At 71.0% G+C, this 14,594-nt stretch carries 12 protein-coding genes; 5 read left to right on the forward strand and 7 right to left on the reverse strand.

All coding sequences use genetic code 11. The annotated features are described in order from the left end of the window. Window positions 1-561: 561 nt before the first annotated feature. Window positions 562-2,997, reverse strand: a complete 2,436-nt coding sequence (fxsT, locus tag AC0HI0_RS18640; protein ID WP_480933637.1) for an FxSxx-COOH system tetratricopeptide repeat protein — start codon at window positions 2,995-2,997, stop codon at window positions 562-564. Window positions 2,998-3,127: 130 nt separating this feature from the next. On the opposite strand from fxsT, the gene AC0HI0_RS18645 reads away from it, so the two are divergent. The 3 genes from AC0HI0_RS18645 (at window position 3,128) to AC0HI0_RS18655 (ending at window position 5,406) form a co-directional block, all read left to right on the forward strand. Further along, window positions 3,128-3,742 (forward strand): DUF6218 family protein, encoded by a 615-nt coding sequence (locus AC0HI0_RS18645; protein ID WP_480933638.1) that lies wholly within the window; start codon window positions 3,128-3,130, stop codon window positions 3,740-3,742. Between the two features lie 134 nt (window positions 3,743-3,876). After that, complete coding sequence (locus AC0HI0_RS18650) at window positions 3,877-4,230, forward strand: DsrE/DsrF/TusD sulfur relay family protein (RefSeq protein WP_480933639.1); 354 nt, start codon at window positions 3,877-3,879, stop codon at window positions 4,228-4,230. Window positions 4,231-4,245: 15 nt separating this feature from the next. Next, entirely contained in the window at window positions 4,246-5,406 is a 1,161-nt protein-coding gene (locus AC0HI0_RS18655) for an NAD(P)/FAD-dependent oxidoreductase (protein ID WP_480933640.1), read from the forward strand. A 51-nt stretch (window positions 5,407-5,457) separates the two neighbouring features. Here the strand turns inward: AC0HI0_RS18655 and AC0HI0_RS18660 are convergent, their stop codons facing one another. Then, window positions 5,458-6,603, reverse strand: a complete 1,146-nt coding sequence (locus tag AC0HI0_RS18660) for a cysteine desulfurase family protein (protein WP_480933641.1) — start codon at window positions 6,601-6,603, stop codon at window positions 5,458-5,460. Further along, window positions 6,600-6,929 carry a hypothetical protein gene (locus tag AC0HI0_RS18665; RefSeq protein WP_480933642.1) on the reverse strand — a complete coding sequence of 110 codons (330 nt, stop codon included), beginning with the start codon at window positions 6,927-6,929 and terminating at the stop codon, window positions 6,600-6,602. The genes AC0HI0_RS18660 and AC0HI0_RS18665 overlap by 4 nt, the downstream gene beginning before the upstream one ends. Window positions 6,930-7,575: 646 nt before the next feature. On the opposite strand from AC0HI0_RS18665, the gene AC0HI0_RS18670 reads away from it, so the two are divergent. Further along, window positions 7,576-8,916, forward strand: coding sequence for a vanadium-dependent haloperoxidase (locus AC0HI0_RS18670; RefSeq protein WP_480933643.1), 1,341 nt, complete (start codon window positions 7,576-7,578; stop codon window positions 8,914-8,916). 37 nt (window positions 8,917-8,953) lie between these two features. Here the strand turns inward: AC0HI0_RS18670 and AC0HI0_RS18675 are convergent, their stop codons facing one another. The 3 genes from AC0HI0_RS18675 to AC0HI0_RS18685 form a co-directional block, all read right to left on the reverse strand. Then, window positions 8,954-10,534: a PhnE/PtxC family ABC transporter permease gene (locus AC0HI0_RS18675; RefSeq protein WP_480933644.1), complete on the reverse strand. Its 1,581-nt coding sequence runs from the start codon at window positions 10,532-10,534 to the stop codon at window positions 8,954-8,956. A gap of 74 nt (window positions 10,535-10,608) precedes the next feature. Further along, the gene (locus AC0HI0_RS18680; protein ID WP_480933645.1) at window positions 10,609-11,373 is read right to left on the reverse strand and encodes a phosphonate ABC transporter ATP-binding protein; all 765 of its coding nucleotides are present in this window, start codon (window positions 11,371-11,373) and stop codon (window positions 10,609-10,611) included. Between the two features lie 2 nt (window positions 11,374-11,375). Next, a complete protein-coding gene (locus tag AC0HI0_RS18685; protein WP_480933646.1) occupies window positions 11,376-12,275 on the reverse strand; it encodes a putative selenate ABC transporter substrate-binding protein in 900 nt (299 codons plus the stop codon). Between the two features lie 342 nt (window positions 12,276-12,617). Between AC0HI0_RS18685 and AC0HI0_RS18690 the strand changes: the two genes are divergently transcribed. Next, window positions 12,618-13,268: a winged helix-turn-helix transcriptional regulator gene (locus tag AC0HI0_RS18690; protein ID WP_480933647.1), complete on the forward strand. Its 651-nt coding sequence runs from the start codon at window positions 12,618-12,620 to the stop codon at window positions 13,266-13,268. Here AC0HI0_RS18690 and AC0HI0_RS18695 read toward each other — a convergent pair. Further along, the gene (locus AC0HI0_RS18695) at window positions 13,231-14,592 is read right to left on the reverse strand and encodes an ABC1 kinase family protein (RefSeq protein WP_480933648.1); all 1,362 of its coding nucleotides are present in this window, start codon (window positions 14,590-14,592) and stop codon (window positions 13,231-13,233) included. The two genes, AC0HI0_RS18690 and AC0HI0_RS18695, sit on opposite strands and share 38 nt — an antisense overlap. Window positions 14,593-14,594 lie beyond the last annotated feature (2 nt).

Consider the following 14,594-nt stretch of genomic DNA (forward strand, 5'->3'; position numbering starts at 1 on the left):
GTGCCGGTCTGGCATGAAGGTGGTCAGGCCGAATCGGGTGAAGCCCGCGCGGACGAGTTCGGCGTGACGCCGGTAGAGGTCCGCACGGTGAGTGGCCGCCGGTGTCGAGCGAGGTACTCGCGGAGAGCATCGTCCACGGCGTAGAGCATCTACGCGGCCGGGGTATAGGGCACCTCGCCGCGTTGTTGTTGTGCGGTCGGGTGGTGGCGGAGTGCAGGCTGCGGCGAGGTGAAGGTGCGGCCTCTGTCGGACACGATCAGGAAGGCCACCTCGCCGCTCGGTAACCCAGTCGTCGGTCAACCCCGCCCTGCCGGTGACTTCAAGCCCTGCAGGTCATCTCGACGCTTCCCCAACGCCCGGCAGGCGAGGACAGGCGACAAGTCGCGTCAGGCGAACGTCGCATCGCGAGTGCGTAGTGGTCCGGTGTGCGGGCGACGCCGCACCGGAACATGGGCGGCACTGCCACCAACTGGATGGGTGGGTTCGATTCCCGTCACGCGCTCGGAACGCCGAGAGCGTGACCAGGCTCGGCACTTCGCCTGGCGACCACCGCGCGATTGGTCACCAGCTGACCTGTGCGTCGCGTCCTGGGTGGTGGCGCATGGGTGCTTGATAGGTCGCGTGGACCACGACCGGGTGGCGGTCCGGGTCGTAGGCCGACAGAGCTGTCGCGTACGCCCGCTTGGACAACGCCTCGGCCTGTTCGGGTTGGTCGAGGGCACCCAGTACCCGGCTGAGTTCGTACAGGTACGTGCTGATCGCCGAGTTTTCCGGGCCGTACCCCGCCTCTGCGATCGCCAGGGCCCGCCGGAACAGCGGCAGCGCTTCGTCGGACCTCCCGAGGTCGATCAGCTCCAAGCCCAGGGATCTCAGGTGCACGGCGAGCGCGGGGTTGTCCTCGCCGTAGGCGTGCTCGGCGATCGTCAGCGCTCGGCGCAGCATCGGCAACGCGCTGTCGACGTGCCCGAGTTCCCGCCGGAGCTGGGCGAGGTTGCCGAGGTCGGCCGCGACCGCGGGGTGGTCGGGACCGTAGGCGGCCTCGTCGATGGCCAGTGCCCGTTCGAGCAGCGGCAGGGCCTCGTCCCGACGATCGCGGTCACGCAGCACGGTGCCGAGGTTGCTCAAGTCGACGGCGACGGTGGGGTGGTCGGGGCCGTAGTGGGCCTCGTCGATCGCGAGTGCACGCTCCAACAACGGCAGCGCCGAACTCTGGGCGAGGACGTCGCGCAACGCACCCGCCAGGTTGCTCAGGTCTGCCGCGACCGCGGGGTGGTCGGGACCGTGGATCTCCTCGTCGATGGTCAGCGCCAGTTGGAACAGCGGACCCGCTTGGAAGGGACGGTGGTGGGCGTGCAGGTAGGTGCCCGTCCGGTCCAGCAACCAGGCACCGTGCGCCGAGGGTTCGACCTGGCGGGTCGCGATGTCGTCGGTGACGGTCAGGACGTGGGGGAACAGGCTCTGCCACCGTGCCCAGTTCCGCGGTGCGGCGGCGATCTCGCCGGGCAGATCCGCCGCCAACAGGGCCTGGGCCGTCGCCGGTGGCACGTCTCCCTCGGACGGGGTGGGTCGTCGGTGCGCGCGCAGCGCTCCGTGGAGCAGTCTGTGGACGAGGGTGATCCCGGTCGGTGTGCGGCGGATCAGCGACCGGCTGACCAGGGCGCCGAGGGTGTCGGTCAGCGCCACGGGGTCGGGCACGACACCGGCCAACGGTGCGGGCAGGCGGTCCGGGTGGTTGGTGAACAGGTCGATCGGGACCGGTTCGGGTGCGAGCCACGACAGGACGGTCAGCAACTGGCGGGCCGCGATGTCGTGGGCGGACAGGTCGGCGAGCGACAGGTCCCACAACGTCGCCAGCGTCTCGGTCCTGCCGATGACCTGCCCCTTGTCGAGCATCCGGGCCGCGTGGACGCGGAGGAGTTCCAGGTACGCGGGCACCTCCACGCCGGTCGTCTCCAGATAGGCGCACGCCTGCTCGACGGCCAGCGGCAGGTCGCCCAGCGCGGCGGCCAACCCGTCGACGTCCGCGTCGTCCAGCCCGGGTGTCCGCTTCCGGATCAGGTCCGCGCTCTCCGCCCGTCCGAAGACGTCCACCGGCACGACCGCGCCCAACGCGCCGAACCCGGTCCGCCGGGTCGTGATCAGCACCTGGCCCGCACCGGACGGCAGGAACGGCCGGAGCGACGCGGGATCCTCCGCGTTGTCGAACACCACCAACCAGTCCGTGCACCCGCGCAACTCCGCCAGGACGACCGCCGGCAGCCGCGCCCGGTGCGCGCCGAGGCCGAGTTGGGCGCCCAACGCGGCCAGGTGTTCGGGGATCACCTCGGGTTTCTCGGCGGGGATCCACCAGGCCAACGCCAGGTCGTCGGCCCACCGGTGCGCGTACTCGACCGCCAGTTGCGACTTGCCGACGCCACCCATGCCGAGCAGCGACCGCACCGGTGCCGCGCCATCCGCCAAGCGCACCAACACCCCGTCGCGGCCGACGAAGTGCGGGTTGCGGCCCGGCAGGTTCCAGATCCGGGGCAGCGCACCGGGGAAAGGACCTCTACCGGCTGTCGAACCGGGTGCGGGAACCGGCTTCGCACGACCGGCGAGCGCACCCGCCACGGCATCGGACAACCGCTCACGCGCCGCCGCCTCACCCACGCCCCAGAGGTCCACCGGCACGACCGACGCCAGCAGGCCCGGCGGCTCGCAGTCCTCCACCCGCACCACCAGCAACCTGCGGTCCACACCCGTCGGGTCGGTGCGCCACGCGGCCTGCCACTCCGCCGCAGCGAACAACGACGACTCGTACGCCGCGGACAGCACCACGACGGTGCGCGCGGCACCGCGCATCCCGTCCTGCATCCGGTTGACCCAGTTGGCACCGGGCACCATGTCCCACGCCCGGATCAGCACCCGGAAGCCGGACGCCTCCAACTCCCACGCGATCCACTCGGCCCACGCGCGATCGTCCTGGGTGTAGGAGATGTAGAAGTCCCACGATTCCATCCGGGATCCTCCTCCTGCCCATCATGCCCCACACCTCGTCGAGGGGTGCCTCGAAGACGAGCAGCACTCAACCCGAGAGGTCGAGTGTCGGCAGATCCCGCACCAGACGGGAAACCAGACGACCGTCGAGGTGCTGCGGCAATCTCCGTCGGGCCTGTCACCCACGAAGGCCGGCTTCGGGCGGACGACGGTTGGACACACTGCGATCGCACAGGACGAGGAAGCCGACGATAGGGATGTCCTCGCCGTCTGGCAGGTCGACACCGAGGGACTCCGCACCGGCGCATGGACGCCGCCCACCGCCGAAGCCCTGGCCGACGCCGAGTCCACCCCCAGGGTGCTACCGGCGAGCCGGCGACGGCCCCTCCCGTCATTCACCCGCAGGTATCGATCGAGGTCATCGGGATGGCCTCTTGTGCGCGGCTCGGGCCTCCACACGGCTCCCGAACATCTTCCGTCGGAGGGCGTACTGGGCAGCGTTCCCGTCTGCGACGAACTCCGACCAGGCCGAACCGTCGAGCCGTTCCGCGAGCGGAAGCGGGTTGTCGGGTGGCCACGTGCAGGATTCCGGCGCGCTCTGTGGGGGTGGACTCCCGGACCTACCTGTCGACCAGCGCTTCCGTCGAGTCCGGATCGAGGGCTTCCGAGCCTGCGCTCCGGCAGCCCGGCGTCGGCGCCGGGCGCTGCCCACCTTCACCCGACCAGGGCTTGCGCGACACCCTCACAATACTATGCTTATCCATGATTAAGTGGAAAAATGAAGTACTGGGTCGGGTGGGGCATCGGCGGGCGAAGCGATGGCGAACTCTCGATGCCCGACATTCCCACCCCCACCACCACAGTGGACCCCTCGTGCCGACAACCACCAGGAGAACCCCCATGAAGTTCCTGATCGTCCTGCACGACCCGCCGTACGGCACCGAGCGCACCTACAACGGTGTCCGTTGGGCCCGCCAACTCATCGACGCCGACGGCAACCACGAGGTGCGGGTCTTCATGTTCGCCGACGCCGTCGCCGCGACAGTCGACGGGCAGCGGACCCCCGACGGCTTCTACAACCTCGGCAAGATGATCAAGGGATTCACCGAGAAGGGCGGCGTTGTGGGCAACTGCGGGGCCTGCATGGCGGCACGCGGCATCGACGACACGCGTCTCGTGGACGGCAGCAGGCGCTCGGGCATGGCCGAACTCGCAGAGTGGACCGTCTGGGCCGACAAGGTCATCAACGTCTGAGACGAGGAACCGACCGTGTCCGACACCGTGGTTGTCCTCGGCGCGGGGGTCGGCGGTCTGAGTACCGCTGCCCGCCTGCGCGAACTCCTGCCCGAGCAAGACCGGATCATCCTCGTGGACCGCTCGTTCGACGGCGTCCTGGGCCTGTCCCTGCTGTGGGTGCTGCGCGGGTGGCGCGATGCCGGGCAGGTCCGGGTCCGCCCGAAACCGCTGCCCGGCATCGACATGCGCACCGCCGAGGTGCGGCGGGTCGACGTCGGTGACCGGATCGTGCACACCGACGGAGGCCGGATCCCGTACGACGCGCTGGTGATCGCGCTCGGAGCCGGGTTGGCCCCCGGGAAGGTCGCCGGACTCGACGAAGCCCTCCACGTGGGCATCGCCGAGCAGTTCTACACCCTCGACGGAGCGGTCCGGTCGAACCGGAGCCTGTCCGAAGTGGATTCCGGTCGGATCGCCCTGCTTGTCGCCGGCGTGCCGTTCAAGTGCCCCGCGGCACCGTTCGAGGGCGCGATGCTGGCCGGAGACCTCTTGCGGGAACGGGGTGTGCGCGACTCGGTCACGATCGACGCGTTCACCCCCGACCCGTTGCCCATGCCGGTCGCCGGCCCCGCCGTGGGACGGGCGCTGGTGGGGATGCTCGAACAGCAGCAGATCGGCTTCCACCCGGGCAGGAGCATCGACCGGGTCGAGGCGGCGACCCGGCGGCTGGTGTTCACCGACGGCAGTCACGAGGCGTTCGACCTGCTCCTGGTCGTCCCGCCGCACCAGCCACCGCCGGCGGTCGCGAGTACCGGTCTCGGCCCGACGGGGTGGATTCCCGTCGACCCGCACACCCTCCGGGCTTCGGCGCCCGCGGTGTGGGCGCTGGGCGACAGCTCGGCGCTGACGTTGCCCAACGGCAAACCGCTGCCCAAGGCGGCCGTGTTCGCCGAAGGGGAGTCGGAGGTGGTGGCCAACGGCGTGGCCCGGTTCCTCGGGCTGGACGTGCCCGAGGCCCGATTCGACGGGCACGGTTCGTGCTACGTCGAGATCGGCGGTCACCTGTCGGCCAAGGGAGTCGGCGACTTCTTCGCCCCCGCAGGTCCGTCGGTGACGTTGCTCGACCCGTCCCACGAGTTCCACGAGGAGAAGCAGGCCGAGGAACAGGCCTGGTTGGACCGCTGGAACGGCTGAACACCGGCCGGTGCTCCCGCCTGCCCCTCGGGCGGGAGCACCGGCCGGTGTTCACGCGCCGGCGGCCAGCAGCGTCGCAGCGCGCACGACGTCGTCCTCTGTGGTCCAGCGCCCCAAGGACAGCCGGATCGAGGAGAGTGCACGAGACTCGTCCAGCCCCATGGCGGTGAGCACCGGCGACGGGCGTTCGTCGCCTTCGTGACAGGCCGATCCGGCCGAGGCCGCGACCTCCGGCACGCGCTGCAGCAGGTCCGCTGCGGTCGTGCCGTCGATCGCGACGTTGAGCGTGTTCGGCAGGCGGCGCACGGGGTGGCCGTTGAGGTGGACACGACCGGGAAGCCGTTGCTCCAGCTCCGCGAGGAGCCGGTCGCGGAGCCGCTCAAGACGGTGCTGCTCCGCCGGCAGCGCTGCGGCTGCGAGCCTGGCGGCCTCGCCCAGTGCCGCCGCATACGGCACGTTCTCCGTCCCGGCGCGGAGTCCGCGTTCCTGCCCGCCGCCTGGCACCAGGGGTTCCAGTTCCACCCCTGCGCGCACGAACAGCGCCCCCACCCCCTTGGGCGCGTAGAACTTGTGCCCTGCCAGGGTGAGCAGGTCCACGCCCAGCTCGTCCACTTCGCAGCCGACCTTCCCGGCGGATTGCGCCGCGTCGGTGTGGAACAACGCCCCGTGTTCGTGAGCGATCTCGGCAAGTTCCCGGATCGGTTGCAGCGTCCCGGTTTCGTTGTTCGCATGCATCACCGACACCAGCACGGTGTCGTCGGTCGCAGCGGCGGCCAGGGACCCCGGATCGACCACCCCGTGCCGGTCCACCGGCAGGAGCGTAATGCGGAACCCGTACAGCCGGGCCAGCGCGGCACACGTCGCCAACACGGCGGGATGCTCGGTGACCTGCGTGATCACGTGGTCGCCGCGTGCCCTGCGGGCGAGCGCAGCACCGCGCAGCGCGAGCGCGTCCGCTTCCGACCCGCCGCCGGTGAACACCACCTCGCGGGGTCGGCAGCCGAGCAGGTCCGCCACCGACGCACGGGCCTCGTCCAGTACGGCACGCGCGTTCCGGCCGTGGACGTGACCACTCGACGGGTTGCCGAAGTCCAGCAGCCGGGCCGTGCACACGTCCACCACCCGGGGATCGACCGGCGTGGTGGCGTTGTGGTCGAGGTAGACCACCCCGGGCGGGACGGGAGACGGGGAACTCACGGGCCGAACGCTTCCGCCATGCCCGCCCGTTCCACGGGGACGGACCGTGCCGCTTCCGGCACCCGGTCCCGCGCCTCCCCGGGCGTCCCCACCCGGGGGTGGACCACGGCGATCGCACCGGAGACGATCCGCCGGTCCGGCGCAGTGTCAGCGGAGGCGACGGTCGGCACGCGCATGCGGTCCGACCCGCGCTGCCCGGGCCTCTGCTCGACGCCCCTGGCGGACGGCGCGATCCGGTCGGCCCTGTCCTCGGGCAGTCCCTGCTGTCCGGCGGGGAGGCAGTCGGGGTGCGGCGGACCGCCGATCGGTCCGATCGCGATGGACACGTGAGGCTCCCTCGATGTCGCGGGTGAGGCCAACGTAGCGACACCGGACGTACCCGGTCGCCGCCTGAAAGGGTGAGAGTCTGCAACGTCACCCGTCCACGGCGTGCCGAAGGCTTCGACCCCACCGTTCCTGCCGGAGGCGGTCGCACATCGCGCCGGGATGTCGGTCGGCTCGCCGCGGTTCGACCCGACCAAGAACCACATCACTTAAGAAAGTGAAAGTCATCGGTGCGGCGTCGTCGTTCACGGCCGACTGGCGTCGGACGACCTCGGCCCACCACTCTGACCGAAAGTCCTGCAAATACAGCAAGCCACTTCGGCCGTCTGCACGAAGGCATGCGACTCGAACTTGTGAGCCACCGCAGCAGACTGCTACAAACGACAGAACGCTTGCTATTTCCGTATCGACTTGCCCGTGACGGCTCGTCACCCGTCCCTGCCTCGCGACACCGCGCCCCACCTGGTCAGCCCGCAGGGCCTCACCAACCTGGAGCGGACGATGACATCCCGGTTATCCAGACCACGTCTCACCGCGGCGGGAGTGCTCGCCGCCGTACTAGCCCTCGGACTCCCCCTCGCCCCCGCTGTCGCGGACACCCCACGCGTGGCCGGACCGAACGTAGTGACCCGGTGGAGCACCATCGGCATGGCGACGGTCGCCAAGTCGTCCATGGGTCCGCCGATGGTGGCCCGTGCCTACGCGGTGCTGCACACGTGCATCTACGACGCCTGGGCCGCGTACGACTCCCGTGCCGCCGGGACCATGTTCGGCAACGGGCTGCGGCGGCCGGAGGGCGAGCGCACCGCAGCCAACAAGGACGAGGCGATCAGTTTCGCCGCCTACACCGCGGCGGTGGACCTGTTCCCGGAGTTCAAAGCGGACTTCGACGCCTTGATGGCGACGCTGGGCTACCGACCCACGTCGACCAGCGTGCCCTCCTGGGTCGGCAAGCGGGCCTGCGGGGCGGTGCTGGACTACCGCCATCGCGACGGCTCCAACCAACTCGGCGACATGGCCCCCGGCCGCTACGCCGACTACACCGGCTACGTCCCGGCCAACCTGCCGATGGACATCGACAAGCCGCTGGCCGTCAACACCGTGCGCGACGTCAACCGGTGGCAGCCGCTGATCTACCGGGACAACGGCGTGGAGATCACGCAGGTGGCCACGGGTCCGCACTGGCGCAACGTGAAACCGTTCGCGATGAAGTCCTGGGACCAGTTCACCGGCGTGGTCGCGCAGCCCGCGCTGTACGGCAGCGTCCGCTTCGAGCAGCAGGCGCAGCAGCTGATCGACTACGCCGCCGACCTCAACGACCGCCGCAAGGTGATCACCGAGTACTGGGCCGACGACTTCCCTGGGACCTCGCGCCCACCGGGGCGCTGGCTGATGGTCGGCCAGTACGTCGCCACGAGGGACGCCCACACCGTCGACGACGACGCCAAGATGTACTTCGCCATCGCCAACGCCATCTTCGACGCCGGGATCGCGTGCTGGGGCGTGAAGTACAAGTACGACTACGTGCGGCCGGTGACCGCGATCCGCTACCTCAACCGCAACAAGCAGATCCCGTCCTGGTCGAAGGCGAACGGCGGCCCCGAGCTGATCAACGGCGACACGTGGCTGCCGTACCAGCCGAAGTTCCTGATCACTCCGTCGTTCGGCGACTACGTGTCGGGGCACAGCACTTTCGGGGCCGCTGCGGCGGAGGTGCTGAAGAACTTCACCGGCAGCGACGCGTACGGCGAGACGGTCGTGTTCCCGCAGGGTGCGTCCCGGGTGGAGCCCGGGCTGACGCCGAGCCGGGACATCACGCTGAGCTGGTCGACGTTCACCGCGGCCGAGACGGAGAACGGCCTCTCCCGGTTGTACGGCGGGATCCACGTGCAGGACGCGAACCAGAACGGCAGGGCGCTGGGACGGCAGGTCGGCGCGAACGCCTGGGCCAAGGCCAGGCAGTTCTTCGACGGGGTCCCCTCGCCGTGAGCGCTCCGGTGACGTCCCGCACCGGCGGTGCGGGACGTCACCGGAGCGAGCGACGGACGGCCGCGCTGAGGAAGTCCGCCCCCAGCGTCAACACCACCAGGGTGAGCACGGTGGTCGCGGCCTCGGCGAAGCGGAAGGTGTTGAGCTGGTGCGGGAGCAGCACGCCCAGCCCGCCGGCGCCGACCACACCGACCACCACCGTCTCGCGCACCGCGACCTCCCACCGGTACAGCCCGAACGCCACCGACTTCGCCATGACCGCCGGGAGCACGCCGTAGCAGAACAGCCCGCCGCGGCCCGCCCCCAGCGCGGCCAACGCGGCCAGCGGTCGTCGGTCGAGGTTGTCGACGGCCTCCGCCATCAGCCGTCCCAGCACCCCTGTGGTGTAGACACCCAGCGCCACCGCGCCCGGGAGCACCCCTGGGTTGCAGGCGAACAGCGCCGGCAGCGCCCACACCGGAGGCGGCACCGACCGCAGCGCCACCAGGACGAATCGGGCCGCGACGACCACCGGCAGCCGGCGCCGCGAGGGCCTGCCCGGCCGGGGCGACGAGGACGCGGGAACGGCCAACGCCGCGCCCGCGGCGAAGGCGATCACGATCGCGGGCACCGACATCGCCAACGTCACCCCGGACAGCCGCAGCAGCTCCGCGATGCCGCCGTCCGCCCACTCCGGCGGCCACACCTCGCCGGCCAGCATGGCCGCCTGCCGGACCGAGACCTCGTCCCACAACACCGACAGGTCGGGACGCAACCACCACGAGACCAGCACCACCAGCCCGATGACCAGTACGAGCGAGCCGGTCACCAGCCGGTCGCGGCGGACGGTGCGGCGACGGGCGATGCGCGTGCGGACCGCCGAACTCCAGACGTCGGTCAGCACGCCCACCAGGACCAGCGCGTAGAGCAGGGTCCACATCTCGTCGTAGGCCATGGCGCGGAAGCTGTCGAGCAGTTCGGCGCCCAGGCCGCCCAGGCCGATCAGCCCGAGGACCGCCGCGCTGCGCACCGCGCACTCGAGCCGGTAGAAGGCGTACGACAGCAGATCGCCCGATGCCGCCGGGAACCGGCCGTAGAGCACCGCCGCGGACCTGCCCACCCCGGCGGTCCGCAACGCCTCGCCGGCCGCCCGGTCGGCCTCGTCGAGCAGTTCGGAGAACACCTTGGCGGTGACGGCACCGAACGGGATGCCGATGGCCAGAACGGCCACGACGGGACTGGCTCCGAACACGATGAGCAGGCCGAGACCCCACACGATCTCGTGGATCCCGCGCGGCAGGGCGAACACCACCCGGGCGGCCGCCCAGCAGGCCACGTCGCGCGCCCGCCGTCCCGGTACGTCACTCCGCCACCAGACCTGCGAGGTGAGCACACCTCCGACCGCGCCGATCACCAGGCTGAGTGCGGTGCCCAGCACGGCGTAGGCGAGGGTCGTCGCGGTGGCGGTGCCGACCAGGGCGAGAAAGCCGCCGTCCAGGCGAGGGGCGAGCGCCGCGGCGAAGAACTCGCCGAGCTGCCGGAGGCCCCCGGTCCGGAACGCGGGGGTGTCGGCGGTCGCCACGGGCAGCAACGAGGCCGCCACGGCGGCCACGAGCACCAGCAGCCACCGGCGGCGCACCCGGCGTCCGGACGGGGCGGGCGGGGCTCCTCGGCCCTCCCGGAGCGGGGCGTACCCGGGTCGCCCGGTGAGCGTCACCGCCCGCCGCCCGGTTCCGGGCCGAACAACCGCGACAGCTCCGCCTCCCCCACCTCGCCGGATGCCGCGTCGAGCACGATCCGGCCGGCTCGCAGTCCGATCACCCGGTCGAACCGGCTCAGGGCCGTGTCCAGGTCGTGCAGACTCGCCAGCAGTGTCGTCCCGGTCCGGTCCGCGGTCCGGAACAGCAGGTCGACGACCGCACGACCGGTGACCCGGTCGAGACCGGAGGCGGGTTCGTCGGCGAGCACCGCGTCCGGCCGTTGCACCAGCACTCGCGCCACCGCCACTCGTTGCTGCTGCCCGCCCGACAGGTCGGCGGTGCGCTCCCGGAGCGTGTCCGCCATCCCCACGGCGGCCAGCGCGGCGCGCGCGGGCTGCACCTCCAACGGGTGCACCAGGGACAGCACCGCCTTCCACAGCGGCCACGCGCCGAGCCGGCCCGCGTTGACGTTGTGCACGACCCTCAGCTGCGGAACGAGGTCGAAGTGCTGGTGGACGGTACCGATCCGGCGTCGGGTGGCCCGTGCGGCCCGCCCGGACGAGGTCCGGTAGTCGCAGCCGAACGCCCGCACGCTGCCGTCCGCCGTGATCACCGTGCCGTTGAGCAGCCTGATCAGGGTGGTCTTGCCCGCTCCGCTGGGACCGATGAGCGCCACCCGCTCGCCCGCGCCGATCCTCAGGTCGACCCCGGTCAGCACGGTCCGTCCGCCCAACCGCACCGAAGCGTCCCGCAGCTCGAAGACGTGGTCGTCGCCCATGGTCAGCGCAGCAACCCGAGCCGGCTCGCGACCGATTCGATCTGTGCGTAGTCCTCGGCCTCGGCCGGGATGAACCCGCCGGCCGCGAACAGGTCGAGCACCCGCTTCTCCTGCTCGTCCCCGCCGTCGCAGGCCAGTAGCGCGTCCCGGACCCGGTCGGTGAACCCGGTGCCGAAGTTCCGGTCCACGTCCGGACGGGCCAGCCAGTGGTAGTCGTGGTAGGGCGGGGTGCGGAACACCTCGGCCACGGCTCCGGTGTCGACCTTGCCCTCCTGGCGACGTTTGTCCCACACCGACGCACTCAGCACACCGATCTGGTAGGCGCCGGACTCGACGAGCTTGATGGTGGCGTCGTGTGAACCGGAGTAGCCCGGTTCCCCGGTGAAGTCGCCGAGGGCCACCCCTGCCTGGTCGAGGAAGAACTGCGGCATCAGCCGACCCGAGGTCGAGGTGTCGCTGCCGAAGGTGAACGAGCGGCCCTTGAGCCGGCCCAGGTCCTCGACCCGGGCAACCTGCGGCACCTCGACGCCGGTGCCCGCGATGAAGACGCTGCGGAACTGGGCGTCCACGTCCCGCTGGGCGATCGGGACGGCACCCGGGACCCGCTTGCGGGCCTGGACGCCGGTGAGGCCGCCGAAGAACACCACGTCGAGGTCGCCGCGCTCGAACTGGACGACCGCCGCCGTGTAGTCGCGAACGGGTACGTAGTCGACCGGGATGCCCAGGCGGTCGCCCAGGAACCCGGCGAACACGTCGTACATCCGCTGCAGCTGCTGCGGGTCCTGGTCAGGGATGGCACCGATCCGCAGCTGCCTGCCGTGGCGGCCGCCGGTCGGTGGGGCACCGCAGGCGGACAGCAGGACGACGAGGACGGACAACATCAACGAGAAGGCTCTTCGCACGGGTACTCCTCCGCCAGTGGACGATGGCCCGGCGGACCGGGACGAGCCCGCACGTGGCCGGTGACACCCGTGCCACGCCTGGTCGGGGCGACGCGGCACGACACGCGGCAATCCTGAAGAACCCCCAGATCGCTCCATAGTATTATATCGACCAGACCGCAAGCAGCTACCACGAAGCACTGTGAGCGAGCCTGCGGACGCCCGGCAACACTCGCTTTCACGTGCCTTGAACTGCACTTTGCGTGGTCCTACTGCCATCGGTGCAGTGATTGCGACAAAGGACGGGCGCGGCGATGCTACTATTGGACTCGACAGCTACCTTGAAGGAAGGCCCGACGTACCATGAACGTCCGGCGCGACTACGGCCAGTTCTGCGGGCTGGCCACTGGGCTGAACATCATCGGTGAGCGCTGGACCCTGCTCGTCGTGCGAGAGCTCCTGATCGCCCCCACCCGGTTCAACAACCTGCTGGAGAACCTGCCGGGCATCGGCCCGAGCCTGCTCACCGACCGGCTCAAGATGCTCACCGAGAACGGGGTCATCGAGCACGTGCCGGTCGAGGGCGACTCGCGCGGCAAGCTGTACCGGCTCACGCCGTCGGGCGAGCAGTTGCGTGCACCGATCCTGATGCTGGCCAAGTGGGGCATGGGTTTCCTCGGCGAGGACGACCTCGGCAAGACCATCCGCGACGAGTGGGGCTTCCTCGCGCTCCAGGCGATGATCGACCACGACCGCATCCCGCAGGTCGACGAGACCTACGAGTTCCGGGTGGGCGACCACAGCTTCACCGTCGAGGTACGCGGGGGGTCGGTCTCGTTCAGGTCGGGAGCGGCGCCCTCCCCCGACCTGACGATCGACTGCGCGGCGGACACGTTCGTCCGCATCGGGGCGCGCATGCTCACGCCGTTCGACGCCATCGTGACCGGCGCGGTGAAGGTGGACGGCGACCCGGAGGTCATCCACCGGTGCACCAGGATGCTCGGGTTGTCCTAGCCGAAGCGCGACCGTCCGGGTCCTCCTCGAGCAGGCTCGCCATCACGAACGGCGCGGCCTCCAACTGGAAGTCCATTCCCGGGTGGTGCTCTTTGACCAGGCCGTCGAGCGCCAGCAGGCTCAGCAGGGGGAAGGTGAACTCCGCGTCGGCGTAGACCCCGTACCGGCGCTGCAAGTCGAACAGCCCGGCGGCGAACAGCGGCAGGCTGAAGTCCGCTACCGCCCGGCCGCAGTTGCGGACGACCAGGTCGGCGACCTCGCGCCGGAACCCGACCAGGTCGGCGTCGTCGGCCAACGCCGTGGCGGTGGACAGCAGGGTCTGCGCGCAGCCGTCGCCGTCGCCGTCGATCATCCCGGCGAAGAAGCCGGTGAACTTGACGCGGGCGAACGCGCTGAGCTGGTAGACGAAACCGAAGTCGAGCACCACGACGTCGCGCCCCGGGCGGAAGTAGGCGTTGCCCTGGTGCAGGTCGACGTGCACGAATCCGTGCCGGAACAACGACTCGTACATCGTGCGGACCAGCGTCTCGACCGCCCGGACCCGCTCGTCCCGCCCCACCGAGGCGGGGCCGGCCCGGTCGAGACCGTCGAGGTAGTCCATGGTCAGCACGCCTTCCCCGCACATGTCCTCGACCGGGCGAGGCACGGTCACCGCCCCGCGCGCCAACTCGCCGAACCGCTCCAGGTTGCGGCGCTCGCGGCCGAGGTCGAGCTGCTCCAGCACGCACCGGGAGACCTGGTCCACGATCTCCACCAGCGGGATCCGGCGGAACACCGGGACCAGGGCCGCCACCCGCGCCAGGGCGCGTGCCATCCGCGTGTCGCAGGCGATCTGCCGGACGGCCGCCGGCTTGCGCACCTTGACCGCCACCTCGCGGTCGGGCAGCCGGACGCGGTAGACGCAGGCGACGGAGCCACCGCCCACCGGACCGGCCAGGACGCCCAGGCGGACCGGCTCGTGGTGCTCGATCCCGGACCGGCCGACGACCGCCAGCGCGTCCGCGACCGGCATCGGCCGCACGTCGTCCTGCAGCCGGCCCAGCGCGTCGGCGACGACCGGGCCGACCAGGTCGCGACGGGTACCGAGCAGTTGCCCTCCCTTGAGGAACGCACCGCCCAGGCGCTCCAACGCCGACGCGGCGCGCTCGGCGGCCAGGCGGGTCCGGTCCCGCCGGCGCAGTGCGACCGCGAGCGCCGCGGAGAGCGTCCACCCGACCAGCGCGGCGAGGACCCTGGCGAGTCGGGCGGCCGCGAAGACGTATCCCGCCGGGTTCCCCGATGCCGCCGCGCGCGGCGCGACCCGTCGTGTTCCTGCGGGTTCCACCC

It is taken from the genome of Saccharothrix sp. NBAS 001, from assembly GCF_056640475.1.